The organism is Acinetobacter sp. YH12096 (assembly GCF_013419215.1).
Lineage (GTDB): Bacteria > Pseudomonadota > Gammaproteobacteria > Pseudomonadales > Moraxellaceae > Acinetobacter > Acinetobacter amyesii.
Map to the genome: position 1 here is coordinate 1 of NZ_VPAM01000040.1, position 20,889 is coordinate 20,889.

18 protein-coding genes are annotated in these 20,889 nt (G+C 42.5%); 6 read left to right on the plus strand and 12 right to left on the minus strand.

The genetic code is table 11. The annotated features are described in order from the left end of the window. Positions 1 to 143 precede the first annotated feature (143 nt). The 8 genes from FTU36_RS14110 to dxs all read right to left on the minus strand — a co-directional run bounded on the left by FTU36_RS14110 (position 144) and on the right by dxs (position 8,897). On the minus strand, positions 144 to 404 hold the full coding sequence (locus tag FTU36_RS14110) for a lipid asymmetry maintenance protein MlaB (RefSeq protein WP_218945760.1): 261 nt from the start codon (positions 402 to 404) through the stop codon (positions 144 to 146). Between the two features lie 39 nt (positions 405 to 443). Next, complete coding sequence (locus tag FTU36_RS14115) at positions 444 to 1,079, minus strand: phospholipid-binding protein MlaC (protein ID WP_180064824.1); 636 nt, start codon at positions 1,077 to 1,079, stop codon at positions 444 to 446. A gap of 17 nt (positions 1,080 to 1,096) precedes the next feature. Further along, a complete protein-coding gene (locus FTU36_RS14120; RefSeq protein ID WP_180073426.1) occupies positions 1,097 to 1,777 on the minus strand; it encodes an outer membrane lipid asymmetry maintenance protein MlaD in 681 nt (226 codons plus the stop codon). After that, entirely contained in the window at positions 1,777 to 2,556 is a 780-nt protein-coding gene (mlaE, locus tag FTU36_RS14125; RefSeq protein ID WP_078189301.1) for a lipid asymmetry maintenance ABC transporter permease subunit MlaE, read from the minus strand. The genes FTU36_RS14120 and mlaE overlap by 1 nt, the downstream gene beginning before the upstream one ends. After that, positions 2,553 to 3,371, minus strand: coding sequence for an ABC transporter ATP-binding protein (locus tag FTU36_RS14130; RefSeq protein WP_168379103.1), 819 nt, complete (start codon positions 3,369 to 3,371; stop codon positions 2,553 to 2,555). The genes mlaE and FTU36_RS14130 overlap by 4 nt, the downstream gene beginning before the upstream one ends. 407 nt (positions 3,372 to 3,778) lie before the next feature. Continuing rightward, positions 3,779 to 5,587 carry a DEAD/DEAH box helicase gene (locus tag FTU36_RS14135; RefSeq protein ID WP_180118331.1) on the minus strand — a complete coding sequence of 603 codons (1,809 nt, stop codon included), beginning with the start codon at positions 5,585 to 5,587 and terminating at the stop codon, positions 3,779 to 3,781. A gap of 456 nt (positions 5,588 to 6,043) precedes the next feature. After that, positions 6,044 to 6,874, minus strand: coding sequence for an inositol monophosphatase family protein (locus FTU36_RS14140; protein ID WP_078189303.1), 831 nt, complete (start codon positions 6,872 to 6,874; stop codon positions 6,044 to 6,046). 112 nt (positions 6,875 to 6,986) lie between these two features. Further along, the gene (gene dxs / locus FTU36_RS14145; RefSeq protein ID WP_180118332.1) at positions 6,987 to 8,897 is read right to left on the minus strand and encodes a 1-deoxy-D-xylulose-5-phosphate synthase; all 1,911 of its coding nucleotides are present in this window, start codon (positions 8,895 to 8,897) and stop codon (positions 6,987 to 6,989) included. 311 nt (positions 8,898 to 9,208) lie between these two features. Here dxs and ribA point away from each other — a divergent pair, with 311 nt between their 5' ends. Further along, a complete protein-coding gene (gene ribA / locus FTU36_RS14150) occupies positions 9,209 to 9,811 on the plus strand; it encodes a GTP cyclohydrolase II (protein WP_168379100.1) in 603 nt (200 codons plus the stop codon). Positions 9,812 to 9,905: 94 nt separating this feature from the next. Here ribA and hemN read toward each other — a convergent pair whose 3' ends face one another. Continuing rightward, on the minus strand, positions 9,906 to 11,279 hold the full coding sequence (hemN, locus tag FTU36_RS14155; RefSeq protein WP_180118333.1) for an oxygen-independent coproporphyrinogen III oxidase: 1,374 nt from the start codon (positions 11,277 to 11,279) through the stop codon (positions 9,906 to 9,908). 277 nt (positions 11,280 to 11,556) lie between these two features. Between hemN and hemF the strand changes: the two genes are divergently transcribed. The 3 genes from hemF to aroE all read left to right on the plus strand — a co-directional run bounded on the left by hemF (position 11,557) and on the right by aroE (position 13,842). After that, positions 11,557 to 12,498: an oxygen-dependent coproporphyrinogen oxidase gene (gene hemF / locus FTU36_RS14160; RefSeq protein WP_180118334.1), complete on the plus strand. Its 942-nt coding sequence runs from the start codon at positions 11,557 to 11,559 to the stop codon at positions 12,496 to 12,498. Positions 12,499 to 12,729: 231 nt separating this feature from the next. Further along, positions 12,730 to 12,951, plus strand: coding sequence for a hypothetical protein (locus FTU36_RS14165; RefSeq protein WP_078189308.1), 222 nt, complete (start codon positions 12,730 to 12,732; stop codon positions 12,949 to 12,951). 102 nt (positions 12,952 to 13,053) lie between these two features. Beyond that, entirely contained in the window at positions 13,054 to 13,842 is a 789-nt protein-coding gene (gene aroE, locus FTU36_RS14170) for a shikimate dehydrogenase (protein ID WP_180118336.1), read from the plus strand. A gap of 86 nt (positions 13,843 to 13,928) precedes the next feature. Here aroE and FTU36_RS14175 read toward each other — a convergent pair whose 3' ends face one another. After that, complete coding sequence (locus tag FTU36_RS14175; protein WP_180118338.1) at positions 13,929 to 16,439, minus strand: hypothetical protein; 2,511 nt, start codon at positions 16,437 to 16,439, stop codon at positions 13,929 to 13,931. Positions 16,440 to 16,669: 230 nt separating this feature from the next. On the opposite strand from FTU36_RS14175, the gene FTU36_RS14180 reads away from it, so the two are divergent. Then, positions 16,670 to 18,493 carry an acyl-CoA dehydrogenase C-terminal domain-containing protein gene (locus FTU36_RS14180; protein WP_168379095.1) on the plus strand — a complete coding sequence of 608 codons (1,824 nt, stop codon included), beginning with the start codon at positions 16,670 to 16,672 and terminating at the stop codon, positions 18,491 to 18,493. Between the two features lie 340 nt (positions 18,494 to 18,833). Beyond that, the gene (locus FTU36_RS14185) at positions 18,834 to 19,136 is read left to right on the plus strand and encodes a hypothetical protein (RefSeq protein WP_180118340.1); all 303 of its coding nucleotides are present in this window, start codon (positions 18,834 to 18,836) and stop codon (positions 19,134 to 19,136) included. Positions 19,137 to 19,157: 21 nt separating this feature from the next. Here FTU36_RS14185 and FTU36_RS14190 read toward each other — a convergent pair whose 3' ends face one another. Then, on the minus strand, positions 19,158 to 19,586 hold the full coding sequence (locus tag FTU36_RS14190; protein WP_180118342.1) for a hypothetical protein: 429 nt from the start codon (positions 19,584 to 19,586) through the stop codon (positions 19,158 to 19,160). 133 nt (positions 19,587 to 19,719) lie between these two features. After that, positions 19,720 to 20,874: a radical SAM family heme chaperone HemW gene (gene hemW / locus FTU36_RS14195; RefSeq protein ID WP_180110398.1), complete on the minus strand. Its 1,155-nt coding sequence runs from the start codon at positions 20,872 to 20,874 to the stop codon at positions 19,720 to 19,722. Positions 20,875 to 20,889 lie beyond the last annotated feature (15 nt).

Here is a 20,889-nt window from a genome sequence, read left to right on the forward strand (position 1 = left end):
CATGAAATACGGTATTCTGATGTGACAAAACCTGAATCCTGGTCGTTAAAGTGTTTGTTTGCACTCATATTTTAACTGTTAGGACTCAGGTTTTTTTATTTAAAGCAAACTATGGGACAGCAGTGACCTTACGGTGCTTTTTTTTAGATCAATTGCAAGTCATGCTCAAGATGACAGGCTTGAATAATCTTCATCATTTTTTCAGGGACTGCTTTAAACTGCAAACCTTGCGCTTTTGGCGTTTGACGTAACCAACGAACCAAAACAGCTAAAGCTAAAGTACTGCCATGCTCAAGCTCAGCAAGATTGACCACTAAGGGAAAAGCTTGCTGTTGTTGAATCAATTTCAAGCCGTCTTGATAATACAATTCGGCATTGTTGTAATCGATTTTGCCTGAAACCATCAATTCTTGTTGATGAAGTTTAATCACACATCACCTATCTTATTTTTTCTTGTCCAATGCTGCATCAGCATCAGGTTTGAAGTTCGCAATTGCTTTATCAATGTTACCGCCATTACGTTTTACAGTTGCCGCAAACTGATTACGGAATTGTAAGCCTAGGTCGATACCCGAAACGTTGATATTACGGATTTTCCATTGTGAACCTTTATCCGCCAACTGGAAAGAGACTGGAATTTTTTCACCGTTGTTATGGAAATCAATCGTTACAACAGGGTTCTTACTGTTCGACGCTTTATATGGACGCATGCTATACGTTTGGTTACTAAACTTGGCAAAAGCTGAACCATAGTTTTCGATCAGTGTTGCACGGAAGTTACGTTCAAACTGTGCACGTTGAGCCGCTGAGCTGTATTGATTCGTTGCATACGTACCCATCACGATACGTGTGAACGCTTGTGAATCGATGTACGGGTCTAAGTTTTGACGAACAATCGCTTTCACAGCCGCAGGGTTATTTTGTAGTTTTGCGTGGTCTGCTTTTAAACGTGTAATGAGGCCATCAGCCACTTGTTTTACAAATGCAGGTGGTGCTTCGCTTGGAGCAGCAAAAGCTGTACCTGCCATCATAGTTGATAAGATACTTGCTGTAAGCGTATGTTTTAACAATGTGTTCACTTAATTTCTCCTAAAAATTATTCAACAAATGCAGGTTCTTCTGCCGTTGTTGTGTCAGCAGCTTCTGTTTTTTGTTCAGTATCTGCTGTGCTGTCAGATTTGTTCCCTGCACCACCGGTCACAAATTTAGACACCAAATCTTCGATTTCCATCGTACCTTGGGTATTACCAATTTGGTCACCACGTTTTAAGAAGTTGACACCACCACCCGGTACAATTTTCAAATATTTCTCACCCAATAAACCATTGGTTGCCACCATAATGTAAGCATCTTCATCGATATTGGTGATGGATTTCATGTTAGCAATCAGTTGCTGTTCCATTTCTTTTTGTTTCGCAGGTATTGCTGCTTCATAGTCTGATGTGTAACGCAGCTCTTCGAGTGCATTCTTTTGCACTTCTTTTAATTGTTCTGCGTTATAAGAGGTTAATGAGCCATCCATAATCAGATGTGCTGTCACTAAACGCGTCACAGGATCGAGTTTCAACGATTCCACCTGACCAACTTTGACACCACTTAAGGTGACTTTGGCACGGGGTTTAATCCCGTTTACATTTTCAAATGTCGCGGTCAATTCATAACTGTCTTCGATGTTATTGCCGACCAAACCACTCACACGCATCGCCAAGAAGAAAATAGCAATAGCAAAAAGAATGACAAAAAAACCAACGGCCAGTTCACTCGTACGTGATTTCATTAAATACCTCCGAACATGACCGCAGTCAACACGAAATCTGATCCTAAAACACACAACGAAGAATACACGACAGTACGTGTGGTCGACGTTGCAATACCTTCTGAAGTTGGGACACAGGCATAACCCTGATAGACCGCAATCCAAGTACAAATTAATGCAAAAACAAAACTTTTGATGATGGTGCCATTAAAGACGTCTTTAAAGAATTGCACACTGTTCTCGATGCCACTCCAATAAGAGCCTTCATCTGCACCCAGAAAATCAACACCCACCAATTTACCGCCCATGATGCCGACAGCAGCGAAAATCACCGACAACATTGGCAAGCTAAAAATACCGGCCCAAAGTCGTGGCGAGATCACACGTTTTAATGGATCGACCCCGATCATTTCCATACTCGACAACTGCTCAGTGGCTTTCATCAAACCAATTTCAGCCGTTAAAGCTGAACCTGCACGACCTGCAAAGAGTAAAGCCGCAACCACAGGTGCAAGTTCACGCAATAAAGTCAGTGCAACTGCGGTGCCGAGCATCGCCTCACTACCAAAGGTCGACAGAATGCTATACATCTGCAAACCCAGTACCGAGCCAATAAATAAGCCAGATACCACAATAATCAGTAATGAAAGCACACCAACACGGTACATCTGATAAATAAACAACTTCACGCCAAGTAAAGTCGGCATGGAAAAAAGAATCTGCAGCAACATAATGGTTGCTACGCCGATTCCTCGAACACGTTCAATGACGCGTCTACCTAATGCGGCAATAGCATTCATGAACGAACCTCATGATTTAAATAGGGCTGATGACTGAATTGATAATCGACCGGACCTTCTACCGAACCCGTCAAGAACTGCTTCACAAAAGGCGAGGCATGTGCTTTTAACTGCTCAGGTGTTCCCTCGCCCTGCACTTTCCCTTCAGCCACGACATAGATGTAATCTGCAATTGATAAGGTTTCAGCTACATCATGCGAAACAATAATCGTGGTTAGATCTAAAGCTTCACGTAGCGAACGAATCAAGCGAGTTAATACCCCCATCACAATCGGGTCCTGCCCTGCAAAGGGTTCGTCATACATGATCAGCTCAGGATCGAGTGCAATTGCACGGGCCAAAGCCACACGACGATTCATACCACCTGAAAGTTCAGAAGGCATCATTTGTTCTGCACCGCGTAAACCAACAGACTCTAATTTCAACGCAACAATTTCAGCGATCAAATGCTCTGGCAACTTGGTATGGGCACGAATTGGAAAGGCTACGTTTTCATATACCGACATATCGGTAAATAATGCGCCGCTCTGAAACAACATCCCCATACGCGCACGCGCAGCGAAGAGCTCCTGACGTGACATCTGTGCAATGTTTTGCCCATCAAGCAACACTTCTCCATTATCGGGAGTCAATTGACCGCCAATTAAACGGAGTAAAGTCGTTTTACCTGTACCAGATGGACCCATAATTGCAGTGATCTGACCACGACGAATTTTTAAACTGACATTGTCATAAATGACGCGCTCTCCTCGCTTAAAACTCAGGTTTTTCACTTCAATCAGTGCCTGAGTCTGAGAAGACGTTTGATTATTCATAGCTGAGGATTTTCCTGCATTTTTTTCAGCATGCATACTATAAAGGATTGAAGTTTAAAATGTTACCATTGCATGAGCGCATATCCCTGCATTCCATCAGGTAAATTGTTTTTTATTATTAATGCGATTTTATAGAGGGTGTTTTCAACCCAATAGAAGAATTTAGTTAAAATAATTGTATATATAGTAAACGATATTACACAATAAGAGTGTCAAACCGATATAAGGCATAAGTACCTCGATCATCACTGTACGCATATTTACCAACGCGTTTCCGTTCATATTAATTATCATTAAACACATAAAGTTTGATCAAGTATACATTTTTCTGATTAAAAAGCTAATTTAAATCCATAAAAAAAACCGGTGTTTCCACCGGTTTTTTCGATATTTCTTTCGAAATTCAATTAGTCATTGAATTTACGACGTGGACGGTCTTCACCGAAAGTGCGTTCGCCACGCGGTTTATCATCACCGAAACGTTTTGGACGGTCATCGCCGAAACGTTTTGGACGATCTTCACCAAATGAACGTTGAGGACGGTCATCGCCGAAACGTTTTGGACGATCTTCACCAAATGAACGTTTTGGACGATCTCCATAACCTTCACGAGCTGGTTTGTAATCTACACGGTTACCACGGTTGTCATCGTTAAAACGACGGTCAAAACCACCTTCACGACGTGGACGATCGCTGTTAAATTCGCGACGTGGACGATCTTCAAAACCGCCTTCACGACGTGGACGATCGTTGTTAAATTCGCGACGTGGACGATCTTCGAAACCGCCTTCACGACGTGGACGATCGTTGTTAAATTCGCGACGTGGACGATCTTCGAAACCGCCTTCACGACGTGGACGATCGTTGTTGTATTCGCGACGTGGACGATCTTCGCCACCGAATGAACGACGTTCGCCATCACGGTTGCCTTCACGACGTTTGAAGTTTGATTCACCTTCAAAACGACGACCGCCACCGAAACCACCACGACCACCGCGACCGCCATCACGACGACCACGACCGCCATCACGGCTACCACGTGCAGGAGGTGGAGATGGCTCAAGACCTTCAATTTCAGATACATTTAAACGTGCATCTAAGAAGTCTTCTAAAGCACGGATTTTACCGCGTTCACGGTAAGTCGCTAAAGTAATCGCGTTACCAGTACGGCCCGCACGACCTGTACGACCGATACGGTGTACATAGTCTTCGTTCTTCATTGGAAGACCGAAGTTAATTACGTGAGAAATAGTTGGTACGTCTAGACCACGTGCAGCAACGTCAGTCGCAACTAAGATTTTTGCACGACCTTCACGAATGCTACGTAAACGACGGTTACGTACAGTTTGTGGCATTGCACCGTGAAGAGCAACAACTGAGTGACCTGCTTCTGCAAGTTCTTCAGCCAACATATCTGTATCTTCTTGAGTAGATGCGAATACAACTGCTTGATCTACAGACTCATCAGATAACCAGTGAGTCAAAAGTTTTTTCTTATGTTCGAAACCGTCAGTCCAGTGAAGTGTCTGAGTAATATCAGTATTTGTAGAGTGACCAGTTTCAATCGCAATACGCTGTGGATCATTCATCATGCGTTCTGCAAGTGTAATGATACGCGGCGCAAATGTTGCAGAGAACATTAATGTTTGTTTACGGTTAGCAGCCAAGTCGCTGATCGCTTCTAGGTCTTCAGAGAAACCTAAGTCAAGCATACGGTCAGCTTCGTCAACGATTAACGCATCAACGTTGTCTAATTTAATTTGACGACGGTTAACCAAGTCAAGTAAACGACCTGGAGTCGCTACGACAACTTGTGCACCTTTAAGCTGTTGGATTTGTTTACCGAAAGGCATACCACCCATGATTGCAGCAATACGAACACCTTTCATGTGACGTACTAAAGCAATTGCGTCTTGGCTAACCTGTTGAGCCAATTCACGTGTAGGGCAAAGTACAAGAATAGACGGTGCAGTTACCGCTTTCATGCGCTCTTTGAAAGACATCAATGTGTCTTGACCAGCCAAAGCATTCACAGTTGGGAGTAAGAATGCAGCAGTTTTACCAGAACCAGTTTGGCTTGATACAAGAAGGTCTTTACCTTCTAATGCAGCTGGAATTGATTGTTCTTGCACTGGAGTCGGAGTAGTAAAACCTAGACCTTGTAATGCTAGTTGTAACGACTCATGTAAAGGAAAATCAGCAAAAGTTTTGCTCATAGAGTATTTCACCCCAAAAATGGGTGCTCCATTAAAAATATAAATTCAGATGGACATCGGCAAAAAGCGGCACAGCAAAAGACGCTGAAAATATAGAATCAGCGGCGATCCGAGAACGACGATGCGTATAACGCACACATGATTACAGCCGCAACCTGAAGGAATCGCTTAGCGATTGGGTGGGGCGCGAAATATCGTCCTCTCTTTGGACCGGAACGCGCATACACAATGATAGAAGAGAATGTTCAGGTAATGAACGAAATTTAGTGCGTGCGGGGATTATAGCAGAAAGTTTTTAAATGTCACCTGTTTTAGTCAACTTCAGAATATTTTTTGTAAGAAGCTTTAAATTATAGGTGTTTAACTATTATTTTTGACCGATTAGACAAAAATAAAGCCCTCATAAAGAGGGCTTTATTTCATTATTCTGTCAATAAACTCGAACTAAGCGTTCTATTATTTAGCAGCTTCACCCCAAGCTGGAACAACAGCTTGCATAAGTGGTTTAAGCATTTTCATAGAACATGCAAGTACTTGACCATTGTCCATTGAGTCGTTACCACCACGAGCATCAACCACAGTACCACCCGCTTCTTTCACAATAAGTTCGCCTGCAGCGATGTCCCAAGGTTTCAAACCAAGTTCGAAATAACCATCGAAACGACCTGCAGCAACATATGCTAGATCAAGAGCAGCAGAACCTGAACGACGGTATTGAGCACCGGCTTCAGTCACATTTAACAATGAGTTGAAATGGTTTTTCGCATAAGAAACCACTTCGCCATTACGAATTTTACGATACGCATGACCCACTGAAAGGAAAGTGTTTTCTAAGCTGTCTTTTACATTTACACGAATACGGCGTTGGTTCATCATCGCACCGCGACCACGGCTTGCAGAGAACAACTCATCTTTCACAGGGTCATAAATAACACCGTGTTGAGTTACACCTTTATGTTGAACTGCGATAGAGATACAGAAATGTGGAACACCATTGACGAAGTTTAATGTGCCATCAAGTGGGTCGATGATCCAACACCAATCAGCGTCGTGACCTTTGCCTTCTTGAAGACCAAACTCTTCGCCTAGGAAACTGTGATTTTTATAGCTTTTACGTAGGGTATCGATAGTCAATTGTTCCAAATAACGGTCTACACGCGTTACTGGACCATCAATTCCTTTTTCTTCGACTTGTAGATCGAGTTTATGACGATTTTGATGCGCTTTTAAAAGCTCTTGACCAACTAATTGAGCCGCACGCGCAGCCATAACCACCATAGGTTCCATTGAACACCCACTACAAATTTGAAGATACTGATAAAGAATAATGCATAAAAGCCCTTATATCTTATCAAATATAAGGGCTTTTAGGGAAAAAATGTTTCTAAAAATTAGAAAATCAACAAACCACTGTTTGCTTATGTTTTAGCCAGCTTTGTGTCACAGAAGCGCTAATGCCTTCAGCATCCAGTCCAGCCTGATGCAACATTTGAGCATGCGTTGCTTGGTGCATGAACTCGTCAGCTAAACCTAAATTCAGCACCGGTTTAACCACGCCGGCTTGGGCTAAATATTCATTTACTGCACTGCCCGCACCCGCCATGACGGCATGCTCTTCAACTGTCACAAACAGTTGCGTGCTTGCCGCGATTTGATCGATCAACTGTGTATCTAAGGGCTTCACGAAGCGCATATTAATCACACGCACAGCCACATCTAGTTTTGTCGCTAAAGCCTGTCCTGCCTCTATTGCCGCTTGTACACGGCTACCAAAAGCCAGTATAGAAATGGTGTCCTCTTGCTGATCATTGAAGTTTGCAAGAATTTCACCACGGCCAATTTCAAGCTCGGTCATCTCTTGCTGAATCTCAACACCCAGTCCATTACCACGTGGGTAACGTACCGCCGCTGGGCCTTTATACAAATAAGCCGTATGCAACATTTGACGACATTCATTTTCGTCTTTCGGCGCCATGATCACCATGTTCGGCACGGTACGCATAAAGGCATAATCATAAGCACCGGCATGCGTAGGGCCATCTTCACCAACCAAACCTGCACGGTCGATACCAAATGTCACATCAAGATTTTGCAAAGCAACGTCATGAATCAGTTGGTCATAACCACGTTGTAAGAAGGTTGAATAGATTGCAACAACCGGTTTTACCCCTTCACAGGCCATACCCGCAGCCAAAGTCACCGCATGTTGTTCTGCAATGGCAACATCAAAGAAACGCTCAGGGAACTGCTTGGCAAATTGCACCATGCCTGAGCCTTCACACATCGCAGGAGTAATCGCCAATAAACGATCATCCTGTGCAGCTTCATCACATAACCACTGACCAAAAACATCTGAATATTTCGGTGCAGTTGCCACTGCAGCAGGTGCATTCACTTTACTGATGGCATGGTATTTGATTTGATCTGCTTCGGCAGGTGCAAAGCCTTTACCTTTTTTGGTATAGACATGCACTAAACGTGGGCCTCTGCGTTTTTTTAAGGCTTCAAACACATGTGTCAATTGTTCAACATCGTGCCCATCAAAAGGACCAAAGTAGTCAAAGCCAATGGCTTTAAATAGGTTGTCTGCAGCATCGGTCGCAGCACAATGTAGGCGTGAGTTATACGCCCATTCAGGATGAGGTTGAATATAGGCTTCGCCATTTTCAGAAATATTCACCGATTGACCACTTTCCCAAATCGCAGCCAAATGCTTAGCAAAACCACCAGTACTGCATGAGATCGACATATCGTTGTCGTTCAATACCACCATGAGGTCAGCATTGTGTGCCACCGCATCGTTCATGGCTTCAAAAGCCATGCCCGCTGTCATCGCGCCATCACCCACGATTGCAACCACATGACAGGGATCTTGCTTGAAGCGACGTGCCAATGACATCCCAAGACCAGCAGAAATCGCGGTTGATGAATGGCCTACACCGAAGGTGTCAAATTCAGATTCTTCACGGGCAGGAAACGCAGCCAAACCATCTTTGGCACGAATCGTCACTAATTGTTCACGACGACCGGTCAAGGCTTTATGCGGATAGGCTTGATGACCCACATCCCAAATCAGACGATCACGTGGCGTATCAAAACAGTAATGCAATGCCACGGTTAATTCGATCACCCCAAGATTGGCACCAAAATGCCCACCACTTTGTCCGGCCGCATACAAAATAAATTGACGTAACTCATCCGCCACTTGCTCTAATTGGCTGCGCTCGAGTAAACGAAGTTGTTGAGGATGGTTAATCGTATCCAGCAACGGTGTTACAGGGCGTTGAAATGGTATTTCTTTATACAGCATAATGTGGCAAAGCCTTCTAAAGCCTGGCAAATTCCTAAGCTCGGTCTAAATGGGTAACTCGATCATATCGTCGAATTGTATCACCTTACAATCAGCCAAACTTGTAGCGATGTAATTTTTAGCAATGATCTCGCTGGGGAGATTTTGAATGAGTCAGATTATCCTGAATAATCTTCCTATTTATCAACTATTATCGTTCGCTTTATACAAAAAAGAAAATGTTCTGCATAAATTCGTCGTTGCAATTCTACCAATGTCCAAGCATTACGCTATACTTTAGCCAATTTATAATCGAATAAACGGGTTAAGCAGTGCCTATAGAATTTGTCGCAACGTCAAGATTACCGACCGCTTTTGGTGAATTCAATATTACGGTTTTTCAGGATCCTGAAACCGGTGAAGAACACGTCGCACTCTCTAAAGGACTAGAACAAGCTCCCACTGAACCTGTTTTAGTTCGTATCCACTCCGAATGCCTCACCGGTGATGCCTTCGCTTCACTCAAATGTGACTGCGGCCCACAGCTTCAAGCGACCCAAAAATTAATTAATGAAGCAGGTCAAGGGGTGATTTTATATTTACGCCAAGAAGGTCGCGGGATTGGTTTAACCAATAAAATCCGTGCCTATGCCCTACAAGACCAAGGCCATGACACAGTCGATGCCAATTTATTATTGGATCTTCCTGCTGATGCACGTCGTTATGATATGTGTCCTATCATGTTGAATCATCTTAACATTACTGCGGTGCGCCTCATTACCAATAACCCGTTAAAAATTGAAGCTCTACAAGAACAAGGCGTGAATGTCGTTGATCGTGTTCCGCTGACTGTGGGTTTAAATCCCTTTAACGAACAATATTTAAAAACCAAACATGATCGTATGTCGCATATGTATCAAAAGGATGATTTTTAAAAATCCTTTAAATTCTCCATAAATTAATCCCTCCAAACCTCCCTTTACAAAAGGGAGGCTTTCCCCTCTTTATTAAAGAGGGGTTAAGGGAGATTCAAATCGTCATCGAAAAAATACGATTTTCAGGAACACGACGTTTTAATCGTAAATCAAAAGCCATGCAGATATTACGGACAAAAGGCTTGCCTGCATCACTCACCTGAATGTGCTGATCAAAAATCTCGAGCAAGCCATCTTCTTGCATTTCAGCCAATTGCGCTAATACTTCATCAAGCTCAGGAAATTGCATTTCTTGACCTGCCCAAGAAGTTTGGAAGGTACACATCAAATTGAGAATATGTTTACGAATGATTAAGTCCTCATCTGTCAGCACATGCCCCCGATAGACTGGGATTTCATTCGCTTCTAAACGTGCATAATAGTCTTCAATTTTCTTTTCATTTTGTGCAAAGCTGTACCAACTGTCACTGATCGAGGATAAGCCGAGACCAATCATTACTTGGGTTTTCGATGCGGTATAGCCCATAAAATTACGGTGCAAACTGCCCTGCTGAAAAGCTTGATACATCGGATCTTGGGTTAATGCAAAATGATCCATCCCTATTTCATGATAGCCATGCGCTAGTAACTTTTTTTTACCCTCTTCATAGCATTGGCGCTTTAAATCATCTTTCGGGACATCAGCATCTTTAAAACCACGCTGACCATTGCCCTTAATCCACGGCACATGTGCATAGCTATAAAAGGCTAGGCGATCTGGCATCAAACGATTGGTCTGTTCAATGGTATGCAACACATCGTTTAAATCCTGAAATGGCAGACCAAAAACCAAATCATGTGAAATAGAGGTATAGCCAATATCACGTGCCCACTGTGTCACTTGTTCAACATGTGCAAAGGGCTGAATACGGTGGATGGCTTTTTGCACCTTCTCATTATAATCCTGCACTCCATAACTTACGCGTCGAAAACCAACATCATACAAAGCTTGTAAATGCTCACGTGTGGTATTGTTCGGATGCCCTTCAAAGCTAAATTCATGTGTATCGGCAATATCAGCATGCACTAGAATGCTTTGAATCAACTGGGTGAGATGCTCCGGAGAAAAGAAAGTAGGCGTTCCCCCGCCCAAATGAATTTCTTTAATTATTGGCCGATCAACCAAGAGTTGACAATATAAGTCCCATTCTTTCAGCACCGCCTGAATATAAGGCAGCTCCATCTCATGTTTTTTCGTGACTTTTTTATGGCAACCACAAAACGTACATAAGCTTTCACAAAATGGTAGATGGATGTACAGACTGATGCCTTCGCTGTGATTGGTCTCATCAAATGAACGCTTCAATCCCTGTTTCCACTGTTGCAATGAAAACTCAGCTTCCTCCCAATACGGCACGGTTGGATAACTGGTATAGCGTGGACCTGGTACATTGTATTTTTGAATTAAAGAATTCGCCTGCTGAGACATCGATGCACCATTTCAATCAATGAGATTCAATTTAAATCTACCTTATGATTATTGTGCTGAGCTTCAGATGTGAATTCAACCTAGCAAATTTGTCGGAATAGCCCCAATTTCAGCCTGAGCAATTGCTGCTAACTCTGCATGATCTTTTTGTTTAATCGTTAAATTTCTGTGATTAAAGTAAAGAGCCGATGCAGAGTATCGGGAAAAATGCCTTAAGTTTTCACGTAATTTATGCTTTGATGACACTTATCTTTAAATTATTTTAATAAAGGTCACCATGCAGAATCCAACTTCAGCTGATATTCAACGTGTAGATGAGTTCCTTCGCGATTTACAGGCACGAATTTGTGCCGCATTGGAACAGCAAGAACGTGCTGGTGGCGGAAGTGCCGAATTTGCGATCGATGACTGGGAGCGCCCAGAAGGTGGTGGTGGTCGCTCACGTGTTCTTCAAAATGGAACGGTGATTGAAAAAGGCGGCGTGATGTTCTCGCACATTAACATTTCAAAATTACCGGCCTCTGCGACTGAACGCCATCCCGCTATTGCAGGTGCAAAAGCGCAAGCCATGGGCGTGTCATTGGTAATTCACCCGAAAAACCCCAACGTCCCGACCTCACATGCCAATGTGCGTTTATTTGTCGCGGAAAAAGAAGGCCAAGATCCGATTTGGTGGTTTGGCGGTGGTTTTGACCTCACCCCATTTTATCCAAATGATGAAGATGTCTTGTCTTGGCATCAAACTGCCCATGATCTCTGTGCCCCATTTAGCGATACGCTCTATGATGAACATAAAAAATGGTGTGATGACTATTTCTATCTCAAACACCGTGATGAACAACGTGGTGTGGGTGGTTTATTCTTTGACGACCTCAACCAATGGGACTTTGAAACCTGTTTCAAATATATGCAGGCCGTGGGTAATGGTTATTTAGAGGCGATTTTACCGATCTTCCAAAGAAATCAAGACAAAGCCTATAACGAAGCACAACGAGACTTCCAACTTTACCGTCGTGGTCGTTACGTTGAATATAACCTAGTGTATGACCGTGGCACCTTATTTGGTTTACAAACTGGTGGACGTATTGAATCCATTTTAGTGAGTATGCCACCCTTGGCAGGCTGGTCGTATCGTCCTGAATGGGAAGAAAATTCTGCCGAGAAAAAGCTCACCGACTTTTATTTAAAACCGCAAGACTGGCTGAATACGCTGAAATAAAACGGATAAAGATGTATTCGCCCCTGTCCGTCAGGGGCTTTTTATTGCCTTTTAATTAAAGTATTTGTATTTCTAGGTAATATCTTGATGCATAAATAAATTTTTTAAGCATTTACTTTGTAATCATATTGCTCAACAATGACACATCTTTTAAACAGCTTTACGCTATGTCATTGCACAATGTGTCAATAAACTCATGGCTGTAACTTTCTTGTACGGAGTACAACGCACATGACACATCAAACACTCAATAAAAAAGCAGTCAGTCTTACTGCCTTGGTGTTTTGGAGCTTTGCTGTTGTGCTGATCAGCGCTATCAGTACTAATATTTTTTCCGAAACGTCTTTGAATGATAATTTGGCCATTGGCTTCATGGTCGTTGCCCTCATTGGTCTAGTCATCAGTGCTGCGAGCATCTTGATTCAAAGCGTCTTAGATATTTGTAATCCTTAATTTTCCGCCTTTATTTCACGATTTTAAGACTGCCCGAACTTTAGCCATCTTCGGTTTTGGCGTATATTGTCTGCTCTTTCACATCTACATGGACGCTGTGCAATGAGCAAACAATTTGCCGTGATTGGCAACCCGATTGAACAATCACGCTCACCTGAACTTCATCATGCCTTCGCTGAAAAAACAGGCCTCGACATTCAGTACAGCAAACGACTTGCGCCACTCGATGGTTTTCAGCACAGCGTCGAATCCTTCTTTGCCGAAGGTGGCATCGGTATGAATGTCACTGTTCCGTTTAAAGAACAAGCCTATGCACAATGTGCCGTCCTTACTGAACGTGCCAAAATTGCAGGTGCGGTCAATACATTATGGATGCAAGATGGCACACTCCATGGCGATAATACCGATGGACAAGGCCTAGTTGATGCCATCCGTGCCTTAGATTGGAATTTAGAACAGAGCGATATATTGATCATTGGTGCAGGCGGTGCAACACGTGGCGTAATTTATCCACTGGTACAAGCTGGGGCCAAAAAAATCGTCATTGCCAACCGGACTTTAGCGCGTGCTGAACAATTGGTCGCTGACTTAAAAACTGCCGTACCGAATGCCGAACTTGCAGCCATTGCACTCACTGACTTAGCAGGTCAATTTGATCTGGTGATTAATGCCACATCGGCAAGCTTAACGGGTGATCCGCTAATTTTGCCTGAAGCTTTACAATTCACCCACGCCTATGAAATGGCCTATGGCAAACCATCGACATTTTTGGATCAAGCCAAAGCACGCCATGTTCCAACCTCAGAAGGTTTTGGCATGTTGGTTGGTCAAGCGATTGAATCTTTTTCCATTTGGAATGGCGTCAAACCTGATCTAAAAGACTTTCTATAATTCAAAATGATTTGCTCAATTCACTTTCTGAGCAGTCGAAACACCTAAAAAAAGAACCTCAATTGAGGTTCTTTTTTTGATCCAACTTAGTTCTTGTGTTTTTGTATCGCCTTATAGGTCTCATAATAAGCCGATTGGCTGAACAACTCTTCGTGTTCTGCTGCTAGGCCTTGCAATGACGCTTCTGATAATTTTCCTTTGATATCATCAGCAAAGGCTTGCGCATAGATTTTTGATGCTTTCACCAAATGCGCTTTTTCAGTTCCTTCCAGTTCATAACTGGCTAAAAAGTTTTGTTGATATAAATGTGCAAAAATCGCCTGATCAGTCTTATAAGTTTTTTGCAATTGTTTCCACTCAACCTGAGCTTTGTACTCACCAATCCCCGACTGCACATAATGATTGACTGAAGAACCTAAGTCATCAAAGTCTTGATAGCGATGTAAAGCATGCTTATCACGTAATTGATTTAAACGTTTCAGCGCATTGCCTGTTGGCTCTTTTAAGCCATCAACAAATCGATACGCATAGACTTCCGCAATTTCATTCAAATCATTGGCTGAGTAATAACGCACATACTGAGCGCGATAGTTAGCAAATGCCACGACAAATGCCGCTTGATAAGCTTTCACTTCAGATTGATGGCGCTTATAACTTTGCAAAGCCACAGTACTTAGATATTCAGGAAGTTCGATTTCTTCATTTGCAGCACGGACATCATCAACCGAGGCAGTTTCTGCTTCAACAAGCAGAGGATCATTTCCCGTGATTGGCGCAAGCAGGCCTTTCAACATATTTTCAAAGAGTGAATCTTTACTGACTTCCTCAATGGATTTTGCCTGTTTCATGGCTTGACGATTAATTGGAGTCGCATTGCCATAATTCAAGATTTGGTTGCTACTTTTCAGCTTTAATTGACCTAAACGTGGCTCATTAAAGGCCAATTGATAGTCCATTACTTGGACGCGGCCTTTGTGATCTAAGCCTACATCCATCACGACATTCGAAGATGATTTATCCTGTGTATTCAGCACCTGTGCAATTTCAGCTTGATGCTTTTGCCATAATTGCTGGAATTGTTTTACATCGACAAGTTGTTCACTTTGATATTGCTGGAATACTAGTTTTAACTGCTCAACAGCGTCCGAAATCTCTGAATCTGTATTGGATGTGTCCGCATCAGAAGCCGATGGTACAGCATCTTCTTGCAGCGGTATCACCCGAACATCTTGATAATCCTGACACAGTGTGACTTTACCAATCGGCACCTGTTTGGTGTTCATCAAGGCCTGACAGACTTCCTCAGATAAATTCGCTGTTTCATCATCTTCTTCTGAAGCCGCATAAGCTTCGGTTACTTCAGTATCCGTACTATAGGCTTCTTCGTCATCACCCGCGGTCGCCTCCGCATATGCACTTGCAGTATCGATCGCGTATTCAGCAGATTCAGCGGCAGAAGACGTTTGTTCGTCTTCCGTTTCGTGTTGGTGATACATCAGGCCATGCATTTTCGCATTGAGCAGCTCATTCACACGTTCTACAGATGCATAAGCCGCATCATAGTCTTCATCCTCAGCTGCTGCCGCTACTGCAGTCCCTCCCGCCGCTTCAGCCGCAGCCATCGCCTCTTCGGAAGCACTGAGATGCGCAGCAGCGTCCACAGATTCATCTTGCTCAGCGTCACTATTGCGCTGACCTTTGATTTGCGTGGTGTAATAGTTGGCGTTCACAAAATCAAAAAGTTCAAGCTGGGTGTAAAGCGCATCGAGATCACCCACATAGCGGATTTTTTTAGTCAGCCCTGCATTTTTTTCATCACGTGTTAAAGCAATATTTTGCACTTGATTCGGCTCTGCCAAGACATAGGGCAAAGCATTCATCTGTTTTAAATAGTCAGCAAATTTTTTCAAATCGTACTGAGCAATCGTCTCTTTATGTTTTGAAAAATCCACATAAGCCAAGCTGCTTTGGCTTTCGCGATTCACCATAAACGGCATGAACGCAAAGTAGTTGGTATAAAATTTATGTTGATTAAAATCAATGATCATCGGCAACTGTGCATTCACCTGCAAGGTCGGTTTTTGATAACTCAATTGCAAGGTTAAGGCAGCAAGTTTTTCTCTAAAATGTACTGAACCGCTATAGCTAAACTGTAAATCATTCAATACATTCAGCAGTGATTGAGCAATTTTAGATTGCGGAGAAACGCCATCCTCTTCATCGCTATAGCGCGCTGATGGTGGGATCGATTCATTGGCAATGGCTTGATAGAGCTGTTTCTTTTCTTTTTGGCTAAACGGAATATTTTGGGTTTTAATCAACTGATCCAGTTGTTTTTTAAGTTTAGGATCCAGCTCTGGCTGTGTGCTTATCGCAGGCTTTGACTTGGTTTCAGGCTTTTTTTCATCGAACTGAAGATCGGTTTGAATTGAAAATTGCCCTTTCATGTCATAACTGGCATTTTCAAACATTGCGTTTAAGCCTTGAGTGGCTTGTTGCCCGAGAGACTGATCCGTTGAATTGGTTTTTATGACATGTTGAGCACACCCAGTAATACTCAAACCCAGTAAACAAAGTGTTATATATTTTAATCGCATAATTGTACGAAAGACCTAAGTTCTTTATGATTTATTAAAAGAAAAAAATGATCAAAAGATCAACACCCAGTCTATCAGAAGTTTATTTTTCACATGTTGGTTAAATATTACAATTCGCCTTTCTGACATTTTTTAAGGGCGTATTCATCAATGTTTTTTAGATGAAATTATGAATAATCAAATCATCAATACAGATAATCCAAAAAAATTTAGATATTAGGATTAAGACTATGCCTGCATATAAAGCGCCTTTACACGATATTCGTTTCTTAATGAATGAAGTGCTCGATTACCCAGCACATTACAAAACTTTGTCTAATGGTGAAGCTGCTGATGCAGACACTGTCGACATGATTTTAGAAGGTGCAGCGGATTTTTGTGAAAACATCCTTTCGCCTTTGAACCAAACGGGTGATGAAGAAGGCTGTCATTTTGAAAATGGTGATGTGAAAACACCAAAAGGGTTTAAAGAAGCCTATGACCAATTTGTACAGGGTGGCTGGCAAGGTCTGTCTTTCCCTGAAGAATTTGGCGGTCAAAACTTGCCACAGTCGTTGAATCTCATCAAATCTGAAATGATGGGTACAGCAAACTGGTCATTCCAAATGTATCCGGGTCTCAGCGTAGGTTGTATCAACACCATTCTACAATTTGGTTCAGAAGAACAGAAAAACCAATATTTACCGAACCTTGTTGCTGGAACTTGGTCAGGCACCATGTGCTTAACTGAACCTCAATGCGGTACCGACTTAGGTCAGGTAAAAACCAAAGCGGAACCTCAAGCTGACGGTAGCTATGCAATTTCTGGTACAAAAATCTTCATCTCTGCGGGTGAGCATGATTTAACAGATAACATCGTGCATATCGTACTTGCTCGTCTTCCAGATGCACCTGCGGGCACCAAAGGCATTTCATTGTTCATCGTTCCAAAATTCCTTGTGAATGCAGACGGTTCAGTGGGCGAACGCAACCCTGTGACTTGTGGTTCGATTGAACACAAAATGGGGATCCGTGCTTCAGCAACAGCTGTGTTGAACTTTGACAATGCGATTGGTTACTTGATCGGTGAAAAACACAAAGGCCTACACGCAATGTTCACCTTCATGAACACTGCACGTATTGGTACAGCGATCCAAGGTATTGCACATGCTGAATTGGCATTCCAAGGCGCTCTTCCATATGCCAAAGAACGTATGTCTATGCGCGCACTTTCAGGTAAAAAAGATCCTGAAAAAGTAGCCGATGCGATTATTCACCATGCAGACGTACGTCGTATGCTTTTAACTCAAAAAGCGATCGCTGAAGGCGGCCGTTCAATGATTTACTATGCAGCTCAAATTGCGGACAAAATGACTGATGCTTTAACCCGCGGTGATACAGCAGCGTTTGAAGCACATGATGACCACTTAGGCTTCTACACCCCGATTCTCAAAGGTTTCTTAACCGAAATGGGTTATGAAGCTGCAAACCATGGTATGCAAGTATACGGCGGTCATGGTTATATTAAAGAATGGGGCATGGAACAAATTGTTCGTGACTCACGTATCTCTACTCTCTACGAAGGCACAACCGGTGTTCAAGCACTAGACTTGATTGGTCGTAAAGTTCTGCTGACCTCTAAAGGTAAAGTGATTCGTGACTACACAGCTGAAATCTTGAAGTTCTGTGGTCAACATGCACGTAACAAATACATGCGTCGTTTTGCGTGGGACTTAACCAAGCTTTGCGCACAGTGGAATGCATTAACGGTTCGTATCATGCTTGCAGCACGTAAAGACCGTGACATCGTATCTTCTGCTTCTGTCGATTTCTTAATGTTCTCTGGCTACGTGATGATGGCTTATTTCTGGGCACAACAAGCTGCCGTAGCTTCTGAAAAATTAGCAGAAGGCAATGGTGCAGAAGTTCCTGAGTTCTATAAAGCAAAAATCAAAGTGGCTGACTTCTACTTTGAACGTCTATTACCACGCTCACAAGGTCACGCTGAAGCAATGGTTAACCCATCGAAGACCATGACTTCTTTGGCTCCTGAACACTTCAGTTTTGATTACTAAGTTTTTCAATCGCTGAAAGATCAAAAAGACCGCTTCGGTGGTCTTTTTTTATGTCTACTCTTTTAAGTTTGATTCATCGGGATAACGAACAGCATTCTTAATTTCTTCATGAGGTAACAACAATGTATAACGATGAACTTTATATGGAGAAATATTGTTGTATTTTTCAACCAAAATAGAATACTTTATCGCCAAAATATAATTTTATTTAATAAATATTAAATACTTAAAGTGAATTTTACTCCATAATTTTAGCTTTACATTTGTATCTCATACAACTTCATATCTTCTCCACAGCCTCCCCCTATGATGACTTCATTGATTCATAGAGAGCGTAACCATGAAAAAATTGATGTCTTCATTGATGATTGGTCTGATTGCAACAACTGCGACAATGTCCGCTATGGCAGCGCCTGCATTCGATCATAAAAATCCACCACCTGCTGCACACTTCGATAAAAAACCTGTACCACCTAAAGCAACACATCACAAATCTGCTGGGCCCCACATGGTGAACAAAGAACATCAACAAGCTCATGCGAAATTTGCCAAACAAAATCATAAGGCAGTAGCTTTTAAAGGCAATCAACACAAACCTGTTTCGCAGCATAAATTACCGCCAATGCCACCGAAACATCGTTAAGCTAAATTAAAAAAAGACCGCTCATGCGGTCTTTTTTAATCTTGACTTTGCTTTATCAGCAATAAATTCTTTGATCTCTATGGGTTTATCTTTTACCAACTCAACAGTGCCTTCATTCACACCATTAAAGTTCTTAAAGTGAATTGAAACACCTTGGTCGTTGGCAAGTCGTACACCACTTCCTGAAACTCCTCGTTTCAATTCATACACACGATCAGAATTATCAGTCAATTGTGCGGTTTCAAAATTATCTTTGGTTTTTAACTCAAGGCTAAGATCTTGTGGCCCTGTAAAGTGAATCACTTGCTCATCTTGAGATACTGCAACATCGTTTGTTTGTGCAGTTGCGGTCGTTGCCTCTGTTGCAACATTTTGTTCTGATGGTGCTTTTTTATCGGTGCAACCCACCAAAGCTATAGTTAATAACGTCGCAGTTAAAATATATTTCATTTTCTGAAGTTCCTTTATGCCATGTAAATTCAATTATCAACTGAATAATTTCATACACATTCTGCAAATTACATTCGGAATATGAAAAATTACTTGTCGCTCAAATTTTAAAACAAGTTTGACATAGCTTTCATTACAGGAATTCTTCCAATACTGAATTTAAAAAGATATGTCCCTGCTCGGTACAAGACAAAAGTGTTGGATCACTGACCATCAATTTACGTTCACGTAATGAGTTCAATAACTCGGCAATCGGCTCTAAACTTTCCCCTGTACGCTCGCTATATAGCTTGGCTTCCACCCCATGATTTAAACGAAGTGCATTCATCATAAATTCAAAAGGCATGTCGGCTGCTTCGATGCGCTTAAACTGAAGATGTTCAGCAGGTACTTTGGCTAAATAGTCTTTCGGCAATCGGGTTTTTTGGAAACGATACACCCCGTCTGGCATGGTCACTTTACCATGCGCGCCTGCGCCAATCGCTAAATAGTCACCAAACTGCCAGTAATTTAAATTGTGTGCCGACGGCTTTTCTTTACGCCATGCCGACACTTCATAATTGATAAAGCCTTGCGCTGTTAAATAGGCTTCGCCCTGCGCTTGAATCTCTTCAAGCACATCATCGACAGGCAGAATCGGCTGGGTGCGGAAAAAGACCGTATTCGGCTCAATCGTCAACTGATACCACGACACATGTGTTGCGCCATTTTCCACAGCCAATTTCAAATCCAAAAGCGCTTGCTCAATCGCTTGTTCAGGCAGGCCATGCATCAAATCGACATTCACCCGTTCAAAACCTGCTTCCCGTGCATGCTGAATGGCAGAAATGGCATCGTCATTCGAGTGAATCCGACCCAGTTTTTTCAGTTGCTCGGTATTAAAACTCTGCACACCGATAGATAAACGATTAATCCCTGCCTCTAAATAACCTGAAAAAGGATCGTGCTCAACCGTACCGGGATTGGCTTCCAAGGTAATTTCACAGCCCTTTTCAAATGGCACCAATGCTTTGAGCTGAGTAAATAACCATTGATAACCTTGGGCAGAAATCAAAGATGGTGTACCGCCACCAATAAATACACTATGAATCAGGCGGCCCTGAGCAAAATCGACTTGGGTTTTAAAGTCTTCAACCAACGCCTGTAAATATTCTTGTTCTAAGTCCAGAGACAATTCACCATTCGGCACCGCATGCGAATTAAAGTCACAGTATGGACATTTACGCACACACCACGGCATGTGAATGTATAAAGACAAAGGAACGAGTGCAGGATTTAATTCAGCCAAGGAGATTGCTCAAAA